The 19867-nt window shown below is 40.8% G+C and carries 15 protein-coding genes; 9 read left to right on the forward strand and 6 right to left on the reverse strand.

Translation table 11 applies throughout. The annotated features are described in order from the left end of the window. Positions 1-271: 271 nt before the first annotated feature. Positions 272-793 (reverse strand): Hsp20/alpha crystallin family protein, encoded by a 522-nt coding sequence (locus FD723_RS27320; RefSeq protein WP_179068166.1) that lies wholly within the window; start codon positions 791-793, stop codon positions 272-274. Positions 794-1681: 888 nt separating this feature from the next. Between FD723_RS27320 and FD723_RS27325 the strand changes: the two genes are divergently transcribed. From FD723_RS27325 to FD723_RS43105, 6 genes are all read left to right on the forward strand, one after another. After that, positions 1682-7396, forward strand: coding sequence for a PAS domain S-box protein (locus tag FD723_RS27325; protein ID WP_179068167.1), 5715 nt, complete (start codon positions 1682-1684; stop codon positions 7394-7396). 553 nt (positions 7397-7949) lie between these two features. Next, positions 7950-8435 (forward strand): glutathione peroxidase, encoded by a 486-nt coding sequence (locus tag FD723_RS27330; RefSeq protein ID WP_179068168.1) that lies wholly within the window; start codon positions 7950-7952, stop codon positions 8433-8435. 153 nt (positions 8436-8588) lie between these two features. Next, the gene (locus FD723_RS27335) at positions 8589-9413 is read left to right on the forward strand and encodes an SDR family oxidoreductase (protein WP_179068169.1); all 825 of its coding nucleotides are present in this window, start codon (positions 8589-8591) and stop codon (positions 9411-9413) included. Positions 9414-9435: 22 nt separating this feature from the next. Then, positions 9436-10365, forward strand: coding sequence for an alpha/beta fold hydrolase (locus tag FD723_RS27340; RefSeq protein ID WP_179068170.1), 930 nt, complete (start codon positions 9436-9438; stop codon positions 10363-10365). 77 nt (positions 10366-10442) lie between these two features. Then, entirely contained in the window at positions 10443-11177 is a 735-nt protein-coding gene (locus FD723_RS27345; RefSeq protein ID WP_179068171.1) for a redoxin family protein, read from the forward strand. Positions 11178-11262: 85 nt separating this feature from the next. Beyond that, entirely contained in the window at positions 11263-11388 is a 126-nt protein-coding gene (locus FD723_RS43105) for a hypothetical protein (RefSeq protein WP_256874940.1), read from the forward strand. 63 nt (positions 11389-11451) lie between these two features. Here the strand turns inward: FD723_RS43105 and FD723_RS27350 are convergent, their stop codons facing one another. Beyond that, complete coding sequence (locus FD723_RS27350) at positions 11452-11745, reverse strand: hypothetical protein (protein ID WP_256874941.1); 294 nt, start codon at positions 11743-11745, stop codon at positions 11452-11454. A 380-nt stretch (positions 11746-12125) separates the two neighbouring features. On the opposite strand from FD723_RS27350, the gene FD723_RS27355 reads away from it, so the two are divergent. After that, entirely contained in the window at positions 12126-13370 is a 1245-nt protein-coding gene (locus FD723_RS27355) for a hypothetical protein (RefSeq protein WP_179068172.1), read from the forward strand. Positions 13371-13406: 36 nt separating this feature from the next. Next, entirely contained in the window at positions 13407-14174 is a 768-nt protein-coding gene (locus FD723_RS27360) for a phosphatase PAP2 family protein (protein WP_179068173.1), read from the forward strand. A 49-nt stretch (positions 14175-14223) separates the two neighbouring features. Here FD723_RS27360 and FD723_RS27365 read toward each other — a convergent pair whose 3' ends face one another. Next, a complete protein-coding gene (locus tag FD723_RS27365) occupies positions 14224-15051 on the reverse strand; it encodes an ABC transporter permease (RefSeq protein WP_179068174.1) in 828 nt (275 codons plus the stop codon). A gap of 601 nt (positions 15052-15652) precedes the next feature. On the opposite strand from FD723_RS27365, the gene FD723_RS27370 reads away from it, so the two are divergent. Then, a complete protein-coding gene (locus FD723_RS27370; RefSeq protein WP_179068175.1) occupies positions 15653-16192 on the forward strand; it encodes a DUF3172 domain-containing protein in 540 nt (179 codons plus the stop codon). A 76-nt stretch (positions 16193-16268) separates the two neighbouring features. Here FD723_RS27370 and FD723_RS27375 read toward each other — a convergent pair whose 3' ends face one another. The 3 genes from FD723_RS27375 to FD723_RS27385 all read right to left on the reverse strand — a co-directional run bounded on the left by FD723_RS27375 (position 16269) and on the right by FD723_RS27385 (position 19865). Then, entirely contained in the window at positions 16269-17108 is an 840-nt protein-coding gene (locus tag FD723_RS27375) for an AMIN domain-containing protein (RefSeq protein WP_179068176.1), read from the reverse strand. A gap of 80 nt (positions 17109-17188) precedes the next feature. Continuing rightward, the gene (locus FD723_RS27380) at positions 17189-17671 is read right to left on the reverse strand and encodes a hypothetical protein (RefSeq protein WP_179068177.1); all 483 of its coding nucleotides are present in this window, start codon (positions 17669-17671) and stop codon (positions 17189-17191) included. A 4-nt stretch (positions 17672-17675) separates the two neighbouring features. Next, positions 17676-19865, reverse strand: coding sequence for a cation:proton antiporter (locus FD723_RS27385; RefSeq protein ID WP_179068178.1), 2190 nt, complete (start codon positions 19863-19865; stop codon positions 17676-17678). Between the last annotated feature and the right edge of the window lie 2 nt (positions 19866-19867).

Below are 19867 nucleotides of genomic sequence, written 5' to 3' on the forward strand. Positions count from 1 at the left end.
TGAGTCAAGCAGGCAAGAGGCAGGAGGCAGAAGGCAGGAGGCAGGGGGAGAGTTCCTAACTCCTAATTATTCCTCACTTATTACTCAGCACTCTTGTGAGGCAGAAGGGGAGCCACCCACAAGGGGTGGGGCTTGAACCTTCCCCCAAAAATGTTAATCGCCCACAAGGGGCAGGGCTTGAAACCCTCAAGGCTTTGTCAAAAAAAGACAAATCCCAGCTAAATTTATTAGCTGGGATTTCTATTAAAATTTACGCAATTTGAACGCTTTATTATGATGTAATTTTGGGTTGTGTGTTAGCATTGCCGGCTTCTATAGAAGCTGTAGCACTTTGAGATTGACCTAAATTGACTTTGAATACCTTGCTTTGCTCTTGCTCCAGTTTGGGTAAAGTCAAAATTAAAATCCCATCTTTTAGGTCTGCCTTAACTTGTTGATTCTGAACTTTGGTTGGTAGAGGTATTACTCTAGTGAACTTACCATACCGGAATTCAGAATGAACTTTCGCGTTAGATTGGGACTGTTTTTCGTAATGATGCTCGCCAACAATTGAAACTGCATCTTGAGTGACTTGAACATCCAGGTCTTTAGCTTCAACACCTGGAATCTCAACTCTTAATAGCAACTCGGAACCGTTGTCATGTAATTCAACAGCAGGAACCCACGCTGTTCTCGATGATGGAGAAATCTCAGAATTGCCGCGCTCGGCTACTGTCAAATCAGAGAATAGTTGATCCATTTGACGACGCAGAATCTCCATTTCACGGAATGGTTCCCAACGAATGAGTGCCATATTTCAATCTCTCCTTAACTTTCTAATTCAATTTTGGTAATCAAACAAAGTTTTAGAGGTATCTAGAAGTTTCAGATATTTAAGTAATTATCGAACCTCTAGTTTTTTTGAGAGGAGCTTTATTTCTTCTCTCTAGTAAGTAATTTAATAAAATCAAAATCTCAAAACAGTTGGGTAAACCGTACAAACATCGGTTGGATTTACCGTATCAAACAAAAAAAGGATGAAAAGCTTGAGAATAGCTGATATCAAAGTAAGTATGCAATAATAAATTAAACTGCGTTACGTAATGTAAATTTAATTACATTCGCTTGTGGTCAGAAGCTCTAGCCCAATCCTAAGGGCTAAAGCTACTGATTATTGTATGAAAAAATATACTGCACGTAGCTTGCTGTAAATGGAAAAGAACAAGCAGTGAATGCCAAACCATTAAATCAACAAGGTGTATGGGCGAATGGCACTAAGAAAAGCCCAAAGACTTATGTAGCCTCGTTAACCTCGTTCCCAGCCTCCAGGCTGGGGGGTATTCTGAGAGGCTCTGCCTCTCGTCAAAAAAGAGGAGGCGGAGCCTCAGGGAATGGTTTCCCAGCCTGGAGGCTGGGAACCAGTTGGGGTAAGGGCTGCATCTTAACTTAGTGCCATTAGTGTATGAGCAATGTCCGCGTTGTTGTATCTTTGTCTTTCGATCTTCTTGCGTCATAGAGATTTGGTAGTATTAACAAGTTCTCCTGCCTAATCTGAAATTTTTCTATACACTCGATACTGAAGATATGCTGGTAAGGAACGATGATTTTATTTACAATCTGGTGATAGAGTTTTGCTTTCTGATTTCATGTTCAGTTTGATTCAACAAATTATTCGTGATTGAAAATTAACTTAGGAACTGATATGGATGCTCAAAAAATCAAAATTTTATTAGTTGATGACAACTTAGAGAATTTACATTTTTTATCAGACATCCTTCAACACCAAGGTTATCAGGTGCAAAGTGTAATTTCTGGGCAATTGGCAATTAATACGGCCCTTGCTTCTCCTCCTGACTTGCTTTTGCTAAATTTTCTCATGCAGGAGATGGATGGTTATGAAGTTTGTCAAAGGTTGAAAGCTAAGGATAAAACTCAAGAGATCCCAATAATTTTTTTCGGTGCTTTAGATGATTTTTTTGAAAAAACAGATGTTTTTAATTTAGGCAATATTGACTATATTTCTCAACCATTCCAAACCAAAGAAGTTTTATTACGCATACAAAATCAACTCACTATCCAAAGGCTGAAACAACAATTAAAAGAGCAAAATTATCAACTGCAACAGGAGATTAAAGAGCGTCAACTGGTTGCAGTTAAATTAAATATTCGTAACAGACAAATAGAAGATATTTTTAAAGAAATTCCCGTTAGCCTTAGCAAGGCTATTTGTAGAGAAGTTTACCAAAGCGAACGTCTTTTAGTCGAAGCTGCCCTAAAGAAGAGTGAAATTCAGTATCGCCACTTGGTAGAAACATCCCAGGATATGATCTGGTCAGTGGACATTAACGGAATAATTACCTTTGTCAACCCAGCAGTCAAACAGATTTATGGCTATGAACCCCAAGAAATGATTGGGCGTGTCTTGACTGATTTCATCTCGCCTACACAAGTTGCTGAAGATCAAGTAGCCTTTGAGGGGGTTATTCAGGGAAAGTCGATCTTTCAACATGAAACTACCTGTGTTGCTAAGGATGGTACTTTACTTTATCTCATGTTTAATGCGATCGCATTACGCAACGAAGAAGGTCAGGTTATAGGCATAACTGGCACTGCTAGTAATATTACGCAGCGTCGAGGAGTGGAAAAATTACTCCAAGAAAGTGCAATTAAGCTCCGCAACCATAACCTAGTCCTCACGCAATTGGCACAAAATCAGACACTTTATCAGGGTGATTTAAAAACAGCTTTAAGTAAAATCACAGAAACAGCTGTCAAGAATATTGGGATGGAACGAGCTAGTGTCTGGCTATATGACAAAACAGGCATGAAAATCCAGTGTTTCGATCTATTTGAAGGTAGTCGCAATCAACACAGTCAAGGACTTTTCTTATCAGCAGCAGACTATCCAGCTTATTTTGCAGCTTTGCAGCAAGAACAACCAATTGCCGCAGATGATGCCCATACCGATCCCAGAACTAAAGAATTTTCTGCGTCTTACTCAAGATTAAACATTACTTCTGTACTTGATACACCCATTCGACTGGAGGGAAAGACTGTAGGAGTTTTATGTTTAGAAGCAGTGAAAGTTACTCATCATTGGACGCTAGAAGACCAAAATTTTGCTCGCTCTTTGGGTAATTTAGTCTCCTTGGTGTTGGAGGCAAAAGAACGCCAACGAGCAGAAGCAGCGCGACGAGCTTCTGAAGAAAAGTTAGCATCAGCTTTTCGGTCATCTCCCGATCCAATTGCCTTAATTAAGATTCCCAACAAACGCTACATCGAAGTTAACGACAGTTTTTGTCGGTTTTTTGGTTATTCTCGTTCTCAGGTGATCGATCGCACCGATGAAGAATTAAATTTTTGGGTGAATCCAGAAGAATATAATTTTCTCACCCACGTCTTGCAACAAACAAAAGCCATCCGCAACTTTGAGATAGATGTCTGCACTACAACAGGAGAAATCAGGACAACACTGTTGAGTGCAGAAATGATTAAGATTGATGGGCACTGGTACATACTGGGCACAGCAAAAGATATTACTGAACGCAAGCAGGCAGAAAACGAAAGCCGTTTACTGCTGTTGACAACCCAAGCTATCACTCGCGCCAGTAATGTCAAAAGTGCCTTAGCAGTAGTTTTGCGCTTAATTTGTCACACCATTGGCTGGGATTTTGGTGAAGCATGGATACCTGATGAAGATGGGACTGTTTTAAAACACAGTCTAGGTTGGTACAGTGAGGAGTGTAGTTTAGCAGAATTTTCCCGCCAAAGCCAAGCGATCAAATTTGCTCTGGGAGTGGGACTACCAGGAAGAGTTTGGCAAAACGAGGAACCAGAATGGATAGAAGATGTTTCTAAAGTTACAGAGCCAATTTTTTTGCGATCGCAACAAGCAGCCAAGGTAGGATTAAAAGCTGGTTTTGGTGTTCCTATAGTGGCTGGAAGCCAAGTATTAGCTGTTTTAGTATTTTTTAAACGTAGCTCAGTATTGGTCGATCGGCGTTTACTCCTGCTAGTCAGTGCTGTTGCGGCTCAGTTGGGTGGGTTGATTGAGCGCAAAACCCTAGAACAAGAATTAGCACTGAGAGAAGCTCGTCTCAATGCCTTTTTTAGCAGTGCCCCCGTCGGTATGAACATTCTAGATAAACAACTGCGGTTTGTGCAAATCAATCAACTGCTAGCAGAGATTAATGGAGTGCCCCAGCAAGATCATATTGGTCAAACTATCCATGAAATTTTACCTCATATCGCCCCTCTAGTGGAACCAATTTATCAACAGGTTCTATTGACTGGTCAACCCATTATCAATCAAGAATTAAGCAGCATATCAATTAAAGAACCAGATATTATCCGCCACTTTTTAGCTTCTTATTTCCCGATTCTTGGTGAAGACGATCGCCCCTCTGGCGTCGGCACAGTTTTAGTAGAAATTAGCTATCGCAAACATGTCGAACAAGAACTGCGTTTAGCCAACGAACGCCTACAATATCTGCTCACCTCTAGTCCTGTAGTCATTTATAGTAGCAAAACATCAGAGGATTTTGGCACTACCTTTATTAGTGAAAACGTTAAAGAAATGGTGGGCTACGAAGCGCAGGAATTTATCAATAATTCTAGTTTTTGGCTTCATCATGTCCATCCCCAAGATATTGAACTGATCTCGGAAAAATTTTCCCATTTTGTTGAGCAGGAGTACATTTCTTACGAATACCGTTGGTTACACGTTGACGGAACTTATCACTGGTTCTACGAAAAGATGAGGTTAATTCGTGATGAAGCTAACTTCCCCATCGAATGGGTTGGTTACTGGGCAGATATTAACGATCGCAAATTGGCAGAATTAGCTTTGCAATCAGGTCAGCAACGATATCAACTTCTAGCAGAAGCCTCACCAGCTTGTATATTTCACACTGATATTAATGGCAATGTCTTATATTTTAATCGACGCTGGAGTGAAATTACTGGATACAGTTTAGAAGAGTCTCTGGGAACAGGTTGGGTAAATGCCGTACATCCAGATGACCGCGAGCAGCTGTTGTTGAAATGGAATCAAGCAACAGCCGCTAAGTCAACATATAAATGCGAACATCGTTTTTTGCGTGATGATAGTACAGTAGTCTGGGTAATTTGTCAGGCTTTGCCAGAATTTGGAGATGATGGAGAAATTAAAGGCTATATTGGTACAATTACAGATATTACTGAGAGAAAATTAGCAGAAGAAGCCTTGTGTGAGAGTGCAGAAAGAGAAAGAGCAATCGCCCAAGTAATTCAAAGAATGCGCCAAACGCTCGATCTAGAAACGATATTTGCAGCTACAACCGAAGAATTACGGCAAGTACTCGACTGCGATCGGGTTGTTGTCTATCGTTTCAATCCCCACTGGAATGGCGAATTTGTCTCCGAGTCGGTGGGTAATGGTTGGATTTCTCTCATAGAAGAACACAACAATCACCCCGATCTCACAGAGGGTGTTTTACAAGATGGCCATTGCCTAGCAAAAATTTTGGATATTGCAGATAACCCAGTGGAAAATGCCGATCTGCAAGCAACCCCAGGTACAAGTTTCCGCTGTGTCCCAGACATTTACAACGCTGAATTTCATCCTACTTATATCAACCTTTTAGAGCGCTTTCAGGCCAAAGCCTACATTATTGTCCCCATTTTGTATGGTAGTCAGGTTTGGGGATTACTGGCGAGTTATCAAAATTCCGATTCCCGCCAATGGAAACCAGAAGAAATCAACATCGTGGTTCAAATTGGCAATCAATTGGGTGTTGCGCTACAGCAGGCACAATTGCTGGCGCAAACTCAAAGACAGTCACAAGCATTGCAAGAAGCAGTAATCATTGCTGATGCCGCTAACCGTGCCAAAAGCGAATTCCTCGCCAACATGAGCCACGAACTGCGTACCCCACTTAATGCCATCCTTGGTTTTACCCAAGTTATGAGCCACGATCGTGCTTTATCCACTGAACATCAGCAAAATCTAGCAATCATCAATCGTGCTGGCGAACATCTCCTCAACTTAATCAACGACATTTTGGAAATGTCTAAAATCGAAGCCGGCAGAATAACATTAAATCTCAACAGTTTTGACTTAATTCGCCTCTTGGAAAACCTCGAAGAAATGTTGCGCTTCCGTGCCACCTCCAAAGGATTAGAATTAGTCTTTGAATATACATCTCGCCTCCCGCAGTATATCCAAGCTGATGAAAGTAAACTGCGTCAAGTCTTACTTAACCTCCTGGGAAATGCCATCAAATTTACCGATACTGGGAGGGTAACGCTGCGGGTGGGGATGGGGACTGAGGACTGGGGACTGGGGACTGGGGACTGGGGCAGTGTAGTGGGAGGAGCAGGGGAGCAGAGGAGAATAATTAATCTCCAATGCCCAATACCCAATGCCCAATGCCCAATCCCTAATGCCCAATGCCCAATCCCTAATGCCCAATCCCTAATCTTCGAGGTACAAGATACCGGTCGTGGTATTGCGCCACAAGAAATTGACTTACTGTTTGAAGCTTTTGGGCAAACTGAAACCGGAAGAAAATCGCAACAGGGAACAGGACTAGGTTTAGCAATTAGCCGCAAATACGTGGAACTAATGGGGGGAAATATTAGCGTCGCTAGCACTATTGACGAGGGAAGTAAATTTGCTTTTGATATTCAAATTAATCTAGCCACAGCTAGCGAAATCCAGGTCAAAAAAACTAGATTTCAAGTTATTAGTTTAGCTCCGGCTCAAAGCGAATACCGCATTTTAGTAGTTGATGACGCTAAAGATAGCCGTTTAGTACTAGTGAAAATTCTGACATCCATTGGTTTTGCGGTCCAGGAAGCAGTAAATGGTACTGAAGCGATCGCACTTTGGCAGAAATGGCAACCACATTTAATCTTAATGGATATGCGGATGCCAATTATGGACGGCTATGAAGCCACAAGAATTATTAAAGCTAGAGAAGAAACCTCAATCCCAAATCGCACAACTATTATTATTGCTTTAACTGCTAATGCCTTTGAAGAACAACGAGAAGCAATAATCAAAGCAGGTTGTGATGATTATATTAATAAGCCTTTCCGTGAAGAACAATTACTAGAAAAAATCAGCGAATATTTAGGAGTTCAATATATTTATCAAGAAGAAAGCTATCAGTTAAAAAACGCCAAGGAAGAAGGGTCAAAATTAATGTTGACTCTCACTGATTTAGTGACTCTGTTATCTGCGATGTCACCAGAATGGGTGAAACAGTTGTATACTGCCGCAGCCCAATGTAGTGATGATTTAATTTTAGAATTGATTGAGCAAATACCTTCTGAAAATGGTGTATTAAGAAATTTCATCAGGAATTTAGCTCATGATTTTCAGTTTGAGAAAATTATGGAATTGACGAGTATTGCCGGAGTATTATCCAGTTAATCAGAATTGTGGATTTGGTAACACAAACATCCCTCCTAATACTATTTCACGACAAATAAGCAGCAGGGAAGCAGGGAGCAGGGGAAAAGGTTAAAGGTTGGGAGCATCCCAATTTTGCAAAAACATGTTTGTCATTGCGAGCGCAACATTGTGGAGCGTTCGCGTAGCGTCTCGTAGAGAAGTAATCGCAAGATATGAGATTGCTTCTCTACGCTGTCGCTTCGTTCGCAATGACAATTTATCACCTGGGTTTGATAGAAATTAGACATTTGGGATGCTCCCTAAAGGTTTTTTCTTTTCCTTTCCCTTTACTCTATTCCCTTTAACCGACAAGTATTGGATTGGAGTTAAGTACTTAATTCGGGTTGAAAGAACTGGAACACGAGCAAGTAAACCATATCATCAGATCGTCTGTTACATTTAAAACATCTTCTGAGTTAAACAGAATCGTAGGGTTAAGAAGACTAAAAAACTTAATTTCCTTAAAGAAACTGGGTTGAGAGTACCTGTAATATGGGAGACTTGGCAATATTCCCTATAAATCAGATTCAAGATGAGTAACACAATTTCGGATATTGCAGTCAAGACCATTAACGGTGAGGATAAACAATTAAATGAGTACACGGGTAAGGTACTCTTAATTGTGAATGTGGCTTCCTACTGCGGTTATACTTCTCAATACGAGGGGTTAGAAAAGCTAAACCAGAAGTATAGAGAGGCAGGGTTACGTATTTTGGGGTTCCCTTGTAACGATTTTGGAGCGCAGGAACCAGGAAGCAATGAAGAAATTGTGCAATTCTGCACGAGTAAATATAGTGTTACATTTGAACTATTCGATAAAGTTCATGCCAAAGGCTCACAGCAGCATCCACTTTATGAGCGACTTACCAAAGCCGTTGAGCCAAAGGGAACTATTGCTTGGAACTTTGAAAAATTTTTAGTTAATAAGCAAGGTGAAGTAGTCGCTCGATTTAATAGTAGTGTGCAGCCAAATTCACCAGAAATAATTGCCATAATTGAGAAGGAATTAGCAAAATAGTCATTGATAATTGGTCATTAGTAATTAGGTAAAATTTTCTTTCCTATTAACTATTGACTTCTAGCTCTAGACTGTTAAATTTATTTGCGTCTAGTGCTTTAATGGAGAATAGTGTCTCAATGAGTAGTTTAATTTATTTGTGTCTAATTTGTCATGAACGTTGCAATCATTGGTTGTGGTTATGTTGGTTATAAAGTTGCTCAATATTGGCAGCAAAATATGAATTTTGTTGTCAGTGTAACCACGACTTCTCCTGAGCGTCTACCTGCACTAAAATCAGTATCTCAAAGAGTTGTAGTTACCTGCGGTAATGACATAGATAGTCTAAAATCAGTTTTGCACAATCAAGATGTTGTACTTTTGAGTATTGGTGCAAAAAGTGGAGAAGTTTATGAAGAAACTTATCTACAAACTGCCCAAGCTTTAGTTTCATGTTTGCAGCAAATTAAAAGTGTAAAACAATTAATATACACAGGAAGCTATGCTGTCTATGGTGACAGAAATGGTGTATGGGTAGATGAAGAAACACCCCTCGCACCCGCTAATTTAAATGCCCAAATTCTGAGAAAAACAGAGGAGATATTGCTATCAGCATCTAGCGAACATCTCCGGGTTTGTATTTTCCGCTTAGGAGGAATTTATGGAACTGGCAGAGAACTAGTAAAGATATTTAGCAGATACTCTGATACAACCCGTCCGGGCAGTGGCGAAGATATCACAAATTGGATTCATTTGGATGATATTGTTGGTGCAATAGAATTTGCCCGTCACCGTCGTTTACAAGGGATTTACAATTTAGTCGATGATGCACATCTTACTAGCCGAGACTTGTTAGATAGCTTATTTGAAAAACATAATTTACCCAAGGTTAAATGGGATACTTCTGTCAAGAGTATCCGGCCATATAATGCTTGGGTATCCAATGAAAAGCTCAAAGAAGCTGGATACAAGTTGATTCATCCACAGATGATTTTTTAGTAAGTATTAACAACTAGGAATTATGCAACCATCTGCTGTAGCAAAAACAACCAATTTAACAGCATCTCCTAGCCAGTTTTATCGTTGGCAGAATTATCGTTGTGCCTACGAAGTTCATCAACCAATTAATACAACATCTGAGGGCGTTCCCTTACTGCTAATTCATCCAATTGGCGTTGGATTATCGCGGCAATTTTGGCAGCGATTTTGTCGCGAGTGGTATGATCAAGGTCAACGAAATTCGATTTACAACCCTGATTTACTAGGATGTGGTGAAAGTGATATGCCTCATCTGGCTTACACTCCTAGTGATTGGGCAGAACAGTTGCGATACTTTTTACAAGAAGTAGTGCAAAAACCTGTAATTATAGTAGTACAAGGCGCTTTATTGCCAGTTGCAATCCAATTAGTCCAAAAGGAATCAAATTTAATTGCCGGACTGGTACTTTCTGGGCCGCCAGCGTGGGCTTTGATGACAAATAAACCACCAAAATGGCAAGAAAAATTTCTTTGGAATGTGTTAGATTCGCCTTTTGGAAGTCCTTTTTATCGCTATGCACGCACCCCAAAATTTTTACGTTCTTTCTCAACTCGTCAACTCTTTGCTTCTGAGAATGCTGTGGATGCAGAGTGGTTAAATACATTGCTTGCAGGGGCAGAAAATCTTGCTAGTCGCCATGCAGTGTTTTCTTTTTTAGCAGGGTTTTGGCGAGATGATTATACTAGTTTTATTGCCTCTATTGGGCAACCAACATTAACAGTTGTGGGGGAAACTGCATCGAGTATTAGCCAAGACAATAAAAAAGAAACGCCAGATGAACGTTTGGCTCACTACCTTGCTTGTTTCCCTCAATCTCAAGGTATAAAAATAAATGGGCGTAATGTTTTACCTTATGAATCAACTACTGAATTTGTAGCAGCGATCGCTCCATTCGTTAATGAAGTTTCTTAGCCGATTGATAGTTACATTGTACCAGTTCTCCCATGATAGGTTATGACTGGAATTGATTACTAAAGGCAAGCAAAATTATGTTACCCAATCATCGAGGACAAAGAGTACCCAATGTCACGTTTCATACTCGCAAGGATAACCAGTGGGTGGATGTGACAACTGATGAATTGTTTGCTAATAAGACAGTGGTTGTCTTCTCTTTACCAGGTGCTTATACCCCGACTTGTTCATCAACTCATCTCCCTGGGTACAACGAATTGGCTCCGGTTTTCAAAGAAAATGGTGTCGATGATATTATCTGTATTTCTGTGAATGATGCTTTTGTGATGAACGAATGGGCCAAGGATCAAGAAGCAGAAAATGTCACACTTATTCCTGATGGTAATGGTGAATTTACTGAAGGCATGGGTCTATTAGTAGATAAATCAGACTTGGGGTTTGGGAAGCGATCGTGGCGCTATTCTATGCTGGTGAGAGATGGTGTAATTAACCAGATGTTTATTGAACCAGAGGAGCCAGGAGATCCCTTTAAAGTGTCCGATGCTGAGACAATGCTCAGATACATCAACCCCCAAGCAGTGAAGCCCGAACTCGTTTCCCTGTTTGCGAAAGTTGGTTGTCCCTTCTGTGCGCGCGCTAAGACGATGCTCAAGGAACATGGCATTAACTATGAAGAAATTACCTTGGGCAAGGATATCACCACACGCTCGTTACGAGCGGTTACAGGTGCTACAACAGTTCCTCAAGTGTTTATCGATGGTAAATTAATTGGTGGTTCTGAAGCATTAGAAGCTTACTTCGCTGCTAAATAGGATTTATTAGGGGCTCACAGATGTGCATTGGTGTCAACTTAAGCTGAAACTCCTTTAAAACCTCGTTTCCAGCCGGAGGCTGGAAATGCTGTTCCTGGTGGCTCTGCCGCCAGCAGGAGAGGCAGAGCCTCAAAGACGAGCATTCCCAGTCGGAGACTGGGAACGAGGCAATCTAAAAGCTAGTTCTAGACTTGCTTTGACATTAAGTTGACACTAATGACAGATGTGCGCCCCTAGAACCTATTCCAAGATCGCCCTTCTTGTGTTGTGAATTTTAGTAACGGCGATCGCGTTCCAAGTCATAAATCACTTTCTCCAAGTACCATGTATCCGATTGACCCTGATGCCTCTGGCGCTGCTGTTTAAGTAATCGTTCGGCTGTTGTCAAATCACCGTTAAGTAAAATAAGTAAACGTTTTTGCAGTTTTCTATTTTTCGCGTCACTGAAGTATGGCTTAGAAACGTTGCCCCGTGGTTGAGATGACCACACTTTGATTAAGACAAGCGATAAGCTAATGATCAGAAGCACCACAATCAATCCCATGCCAATACTGCTCGCTTTCTGCATTTTTAACTCGGCATTAGGTTTGGGGAAAAGGTTAAAGGGTAAAGGTTAAAGATTTTTTCTTTCCCCTTTCCCCTTCCCCTTTTCCCCTTAACCGACAAGTATTGAATCCCATACTGATTGAGATTAAGTATTTATTACCTTATATTGTGTAAAAATTTTAATTATATAGCATCAGTGATTTCTTGGATGTTTTTGTGATGAAATTGAAAAACATCTAAATTGAATTAAATCAAATTCTTGTGGGGTGGACAACATGAACCCCCTAATTATGCAAAGCAATTAACAAATCTTCAGATGAATCGATGTATTTTTGTTTAGTTACTGACTACGGATCAGATAAAATTGATTCGGATTGAATTTCTATTTATTGAAAAGACAATATGTTTGCCAGAATTCGCCGAATTTTGAGTCAATTTTTTAGTAAATCAAGGACAATCAACAACGAACCACTGAATAAAGTAAGTTTGGTTGTGATTATTATAATTGATATTTTTATCTTGATTAATGTTTTTACAGGAATTGATGATATTAGCAGATGGCATATCAGTCCAACCGCAGCTTATCCATGTTATTCAGAGTGGCAAAATTATCAGACACAAACCACTAAAGATAAAGACTATGACATTGTTAGACTTTCATTGCCATATTATAACCCGAACAATCAACTCAGTTTTCAGCGAAACTATCAGCAAGCTGAAGTAGGACATTTAGGTAAGGTTTCTAAAACTTGCCTGCAATATGCAGACTACAAAGATAAACTTAACAATCCTGAAAAGCAGGAAATTATCAAAACTATTGATCGGGAACAAGCAAAAATTAGTAGGCTTGAACAAACCAATAGCACTATTAAATCTCAATATGACTCAACGTTATTAGAAAAAATTGCAGGTCAGGGTCGCGAACAATCAATTAATCAAGTCAGTGCTGAAAAAGCTAAACAGACATTAGAGCAAAATAATCGCCAAATTTCTACCCTGAAACAAGAAATTTCTACTCTTAAAAATGAACTGCTTACCAAACCAGAAAGTATTAGTTTTCTAGCCTTTCTTAAAGATACTAATCAATTCCGGGAAGTTGAAAAAGGCTATCAAAAGGCATCATTTTGGTATCCAAGTATCCAGCTTGCTTTTCAGTCTCTTTTTCTTTTACCACTGATTTTCATTGCTTTATCAGTTCACAATTTTGCCCAAAGAAGAGGATATGGACTTGTCTCGCTAATTAGCTGGCATTTGCTAGTTATCTTTTTTATTCCACTGATTGTTAAAATATTTGAATTTCTCCAAATAGGTGCAATATTTAAATTTTTCTTTGAGATCATTAGCGCCCTTTTTGGTGGTCTACTTTTCCTAATCAATTACATTTATATCTTACTGATTCCAATTATTGGCTTTGGAATTATCCAGTTCTTTCAAAAATTTGTCTTCAATGCCAAAGTCCAAGCAGCTAGCAGAGTTCAAAAATCCCGCTGCGTCAATTGCGCCAAGAAAATTCGACATCTTGATACTTACTGTCCGCACTGTGGTTATTATCAGGACGTTGAATGCCAAAACTGTCATAATCTTACTTATAAGCATTTGTCGTACTGTAAACATTGTGGAACTGCTCAAAATTCCAGTAATTTGTAATCAGTGAAGTCGTTGATTAGTCTTTTTAACTTAGATATGGAAAAAGTGAAAACAGCTAACCAAGAGAGTCAGTCGCCGCTTGATTTTCTCAAAAACTTGTTAATTGCTCGTTGGCGATCGCTCTTACTGCTGTTGATAGGAGTATATTTACCTTTGCAGGTATTTGAAATCCTGACAGTGAAGATATGGGAGAATCAAGCAGGCTTACCGTGGGATGTGCCTATTTTGCTAACAGTCCATTCTACAGCCAACCCACAGTTAGATGTTTTAGCTGTCACCCTCGCTATAATTGGGTTGCCTTGGATGGCGATACCGATTTTAGGTGCGATCGCACTCATCTTACTACTTCAAAAACGCTGGCGATCGCTAGCTTATTTACTTACTGCTTCATTGGGAAGTGTCATTATCAACCGCACAGCGAAGCAATTAATGCATCGAGTACGTCCACAATTGTGGGAATCTATTGCACCTGAGTATAGTTTTGCATTTCCTAGTGGTCATGCCATGACGAGTATAACTCTGGTAGCAATTTTGCTATTTTTAACTTGGGCTAGTTCCTGGCGCTGGTTGGTTCTCATACTCGGCAGCTTATATATCATCGCTATTGCCTGGTGTCGTCTTTATCTGGGAGTTCATTTTCCTAGTGACATTCTCGCAGGTTGGATGGTTGCATTAGGTTGGACAATTGGCGTCAGTCTAATTATCAAACCCCATAGTACTAAAGCCCAATCTGTAGATGGCGAACGTCCTGAGGATGAAACTACCTTACTCCCAGAAGAAAGAAAGTTGATCGCTGAGGAGTAACATTTAAGATTTAGTTGGGGTGTGAATCCCTATCTAAATCTTCCCTATTTTAATCCTGTTGATGAGCAAATTTATAACCACCCCACAGCGAAAGAGCGATCGCAACCACCAGCAAAATCGGTATGCTGTACCAAGGAAATTGGGATAAGGGTAAATGAGCAACTGCACGCAATCCCATGCTGGCGTAGGTTAGTGGCAACAGGTAAACTAAGACTTTGAAAGTCGGTGGTAATGTCGCTGGGTCAAAGAAAGTCGCTCCTAAGAATGACATGGGGATAATGATAAAATTGTTGTAGAGTCCGACTGATTCGAGCGATCGCACACTCAACCCCACAATCACCCCTAATCCAGCAAATACGGAACAATTCAGCGTCACCAACAGCAGAAATAGTGGGTTGATAAAATTCCAGTTTCCAGTCAAAAGCAGCGCTACCAAAATCACCGAACCAGAAGTCATCAACCCCCGCACGACTCCCGCCAGCATTTTACCGATATACAACGCTAAGGGATGTATGGGAGTTAACAACAATTCCTCAAAGGTTTTGGTAAATAATCTGTCTCCACAAATGGAAAATGTCGTTCCAGCAAAGCTAACCGTCATTGACGAGAGCGCTACCATGCCCGGTAATATAAATTCCAAATAGTTGTTATAGCTACCACTAATTCCTGAACCTGGTTTGATAGAACTACCCAAACCCAAGCCAAAAGCTAAAATATAGATCAGTGGAGATATTAAGCCTGATGCTGCAACTGGTAAGATTCTCACACGTAAATCTAACCAATCTCCCCAAAAAATAGTCAGACTATCAGCTAGGAAGATTTGCAGTTGCGAAGTTTTGAACCTCTTGCCCGAAAGTAGCGCTCTTTGAGATATCACGTGCTTTCAATTACTTATCAAAATTTTATTAAGTATTAATTTACATTGTTTTACACATCAATTACTAGGGGTAACAAAAATATCTCGTCTTCAAAATTTAAAATTAACAACAAAATCTAGATATTTTAAGCATTATTACTAAATTAATTATGAAAATTCAGTTAACTGTATCTGATAACAATGAAAAATATGGTATAATTCACGAATAAATTCGTTTACAACAGTGATTAATCAAGTTAAGCAGCACAAAGGTTATAACTAATAACAATTCGTTAACGATAAAATAAACAAAGATACTCATTAATTATTCTAAACCTCATCTATGTTGAAACCTAGAGTTTTTTAAAAGATATTTTTTAAAAGATATATTTATGTAGGTTGGGTGGAGTGAAACGCAACCTAACATTACCACCTTATTTATATTGGGTTACGCTATCGCTGCACCCAACCTACAAAACTACGGTTCTCAAGGTAGACGAGGTTTAACAAGAATATTGCACAGAAACTTGCAGGCAATTAAAGTCAAGAATAGGCATACTGAAAGAGGGAGAAAACTTTAGATAACTCCCTGCCAAATCGGCGTGAAGGTGATTAAGCAACAATGAGACGTAAATCTACTGGTAGATCGGCTACTACTTCTAAACCCTCTGTTTTCCAATCCCCTCTATTTAACTTCACCACCATCGCAATTATGGGAGGGGTGTTAATTTTGGGAATTGGGATTGGTATTGCTTTTAGTTCTACAACCACGTTGGCCCCATCGAATGTGGCTTCTCGTGAATTTATTGACACCAAAGCACCAAACCCTGAAATTTGTGTGCAGTACGGAGCCAGCGCGATGGTGATGGACGCTAGACTCTTCGTCACTCTCAACCCCTTCAATGTCTATGTTGCCCAGCCTAGTATGCGTCCTGGATGCGTAATCCGACAAAATAACTGGGCGCTTTTAGAGCAACGTAAGCTGGTGACATCCGATCAGGTAAGAGATTGCAAAAATCGCCTGAACACCTTTGGTTTTACAGGGAACTTGGACAGTGACAAACCTGATATTAGGTGCATATATCAGAATGAAGCTGCTCAAAACTTCTTCACAGCTCAACCAGGAGCAGTTGGAACACCTCAGGAAACGGACAGATTTTAAAATTGGGCATAGGGAATTGGGCATTGGGCATTGGTTTATTCTCCCCCTGCCTCCCCTGCCCCCATCTCCTCACTCCTTATCTATTTTTAGGAAGAGGTTGACCAAACTCAATTATTTGGGGATCGGGAGCATTGGGGATTGTTGGAACTGGAAATTCCGATATCCCGACAGGGGGAATATTATTCAAATTATTGGGCTGATTTGGGAAAGAAGGGGGGGGAAGACTCAAAGCAGGTTGTTGAGAGGATGTATTGGGAGTTAGGGGGGGTACAGTGACAAAAGGCTGCCCTGAGTTAGTAATAATTGCTGAGGGTAGTTCGTTGGATGGAGGCGGAACTGTAAGTAAGGGCGGTTGTTGATTAGTAGTGGTTACGGGTAAGTTACTCGGCGGCTGTGACTTATAAGCTGTTTGAGGTTGTTTCTTGGTTGAAGGTGAGGAGTTTCCTGCTTTCACGGCAGTAGTTTTACCAGAAATAACCGGACGTAACACCCAGCGAGTGGAGTTTTTGCGGGAAACAGGTTGCAGTTGTATCTGTTTGGGATTAAAAATAGTCCCTGGTGCTAAATCTAAGACAATACGTGTGTCGTTTGCGTTCAGTTGAGAAACGCGAATGCTTTTAATTGCTCCAGAATAATTTTGCAGCGTGTTAACTTTACCCAACTTCGTATTCGGTAAATCTACAACCAGACGCGAGGGTTGGGCCAGGTAGAAATAGCGGGGGGTTGTGCCTGCTGAGAGGGTGATTTCAAGTTGCTGTGTCTTGGGTGAAAAACGCCAATTATCTAGTTTGGCCCCTGGTGTAGCAGCAGTAGTGCAAGTTTCAAGGGCGATCGCTGCGTAAAAGCCTAATATACTGATGCTAAATAGCTGCTTACCCCATTGGCAAAATTGCTTAGTCTTTAGTCCCTGATCCATTCTTTTTATTTGCTCCATAAAACCCATACAATGCGCTCACATTGCCGTTTACTTCGCGCTGCCAATCCCTAATCCTTTTTTCAATTAACTTTTTGGGGCACAGCGGTAAATTTCAGAGTTTGGGAAATGCCCTGTAGAGTTAATTGACCTGTCATATTACCTTTATCCACAAGTTGCATTTGAATTGTCACTGAGTTGAGAGGCTCATTTTGGGGGCGAGGAATATTACAAAGGATTGAACTACCAACTTTCCCAGATAAATTTAACTGTTGATTTCTAAAGATGCCTGCCAGAGAGTGCTTTTCGTCAGTTTCGGTCTTAGCGTTTGCCGGTAATACAGAGGCATTTAAGTAAATACCCGACTGTTCAATGTTTAACGTCAGGGTATCCGATTTTTCACAATTCGGCAAATTCTCCGCAAAGGTTAGACGGTAACGGCCGTTAACGGTCGGAGGAGCCTTGAGATTGTTTTCTCCATAAACACTGACAGTTTTAAACAACAGTAGCACTGACGTGATTGCGACTCCGTAAAAAGCCAAAGATTTGAAGTTGAAATGATTCATGCTCTTAATTCCTCAGTGTTGGCTCTTGACTGCTAATGTCAGGAAGCATGGAAGCTAGATGAGCGGTGACTTGACTGTAGCGACGGGTAATCAGTAGAGAGGAGCAACATTGGATGGCTAGTTGATCCGTATATCTTCCCAAGGTTTGACGCTCGATACCCCAAGTGCGGCTAGTACCAGCAATTGTCAAGTCTACATTTTTTGAGGCTTCGACTACTGTTTGGATTGCCTCTAGAGCCTGGACAATTTTGATTTCTATGCGATCGCGTACACTACTCGGTAATTGCTCCATCATGATGTCCAACTCATAATTCAATTCATCTTTGAGGCGATTGTCGGGTAATACATGTAAAATCTGCAACGTACAAGTTTCATGATTGATTAGCAGTCTGAGGGCTAAAATCAGGGCTAAATCATCATGGATATTGGCAGAATAAGGCACTAACATGCTTTCTAAGCGATCGCTTCCCCGGTCTACAAATACTGCTACATCCACTGGTGCAGTGCTGAGAAGTTGACCGACTCTTCCACCTAAACGATTGCTACTAAAAGCTGGGCGATGCCATCCTAGCAGAATTAAATCAACTTGCTCTAGTGCGGCTATCTGTGCAGTTTCCCGTGCGACATTGCTAGATATGCGAACGATGGGATGCACATGAGAGCGTGTTTCTAGCGGTTCGAGAGTATTAATCAATTCTTCTAGCTGCTGACGGCGCTGGGCAATTAATCGGTCTGCTTCAACTGGTGTACTTTCAAAGGCATAATCTTCTTCAAATTCAATCAGGCTCAGAGGGTTAACCACGGCGGGATGTCGAGAGTTAAGAGCAATGCTGACTGCCAACTGTAGCAAGCCTTTTTGGGTACTCGGATTAGCCACAGGCACTAAAATTCGGTAGGGACGAATGTAAGTGTCGGCATCAGTAGCGCTTGTAGCTGTTTCTGCTTCCAACTCTGGTTCTATTACATCTAACCTGATCAGCTTCTTCGGATATGTCCATTCCAGCAATGGCGAGGTCATGAATGTAGTTACCAATGCCATAATTACCAGCATGGTAAATATTAAAGGGGAAATTACCCCTAACTCTAAACCAATGTTTAGTACTATAAGTTCGGTCAAGCCGCGAGTATTCATTAACCAACCCAGTGCCGAGGCTTCCCGTTTACTAATGCCACTGACACGAGCTGCTACATAAGTACCAATATACTTGCCTGCGATCGCTACTCCTAAAACCAACGCACACAAAAACCACAATTCGGGACGGTTGAGCAAGCCAATCTCTGTTCGTAAACCACTGTAGGCAAAAAAGATTGGCAACAAGAAAATCAGGACAAAATCTTCCGTTTTTACTGCCAATTCCCGCACTAAATCTTCATTTTTGGGCATGGCTGCTCCCAGTAAAAATGCCCCAAAAATTAAGTGAATCCCAATTAGTTCGGTGATTAGTGCTGACGCAACCACACCCATATAAATCCCAGCTAGCAGTAATTGGCTGAGTCGTCCTGCACGGAGGTAGTGTTTGGCAAGGCGTTGCAGGAACCAACGTCCCACCGTCAACATCAAGCCGATGTAAACTATACTGGCAATAATTGTGGGTATAGCACCAGCAAAGTTGCCAGTCCGAGCAACTGCGATCGCTACTGCTAACAAACACCAAGCTGTCACATCATCCACTGCTGCACAAGTTAACGCCAACGTTCCTAAACGCGTTCCTTGTAAATTGTTTTCAGTAATGATTCGCGCCAACACTGGAAAGGCAGTAATCGACATCGCAGCCCCTAAAAACAAAGCAAAGGCGGTAAAAGATACACTTGCATTGGAAACTAGGGGATAAAGTACCACCGCTAGCAATGTTCCCAGAGAAAACGGCATCAAAATGCTGACATGAGAAGTTAAAACTGCTACTTCTAATTGTCCGCCGAGGTATTTGGGATTTAGTTCTAGCCCAATCAAAAACATGAAAAATATTAGTCCCACCTGAGACAAAACATTGAGAAAAGGAAAAGTTTCTGGTGGAAACAAGGTAACTGCTAGATGGGGAGCAACTAAACCAAGTAAAGATGGGCCGAGCATAATTCCGGCAACAATTTCACCAATTACCAGCGGTTGCTTAATAGAACGAAATCCTAGCCCTACTAGGCGTGAAAGTCCAATAACAATCAGCACCTCAACCAGAACGAGAACAACTATGTGCATGG

The organism is Nostoc sp. C052 (assembly GCF_013393905.1).
Lineage (GTDB): Bacteria > Cyanobacteriota > Cyanobacteriia > Cyanobacteriales > Nostocaceae > Nostoc.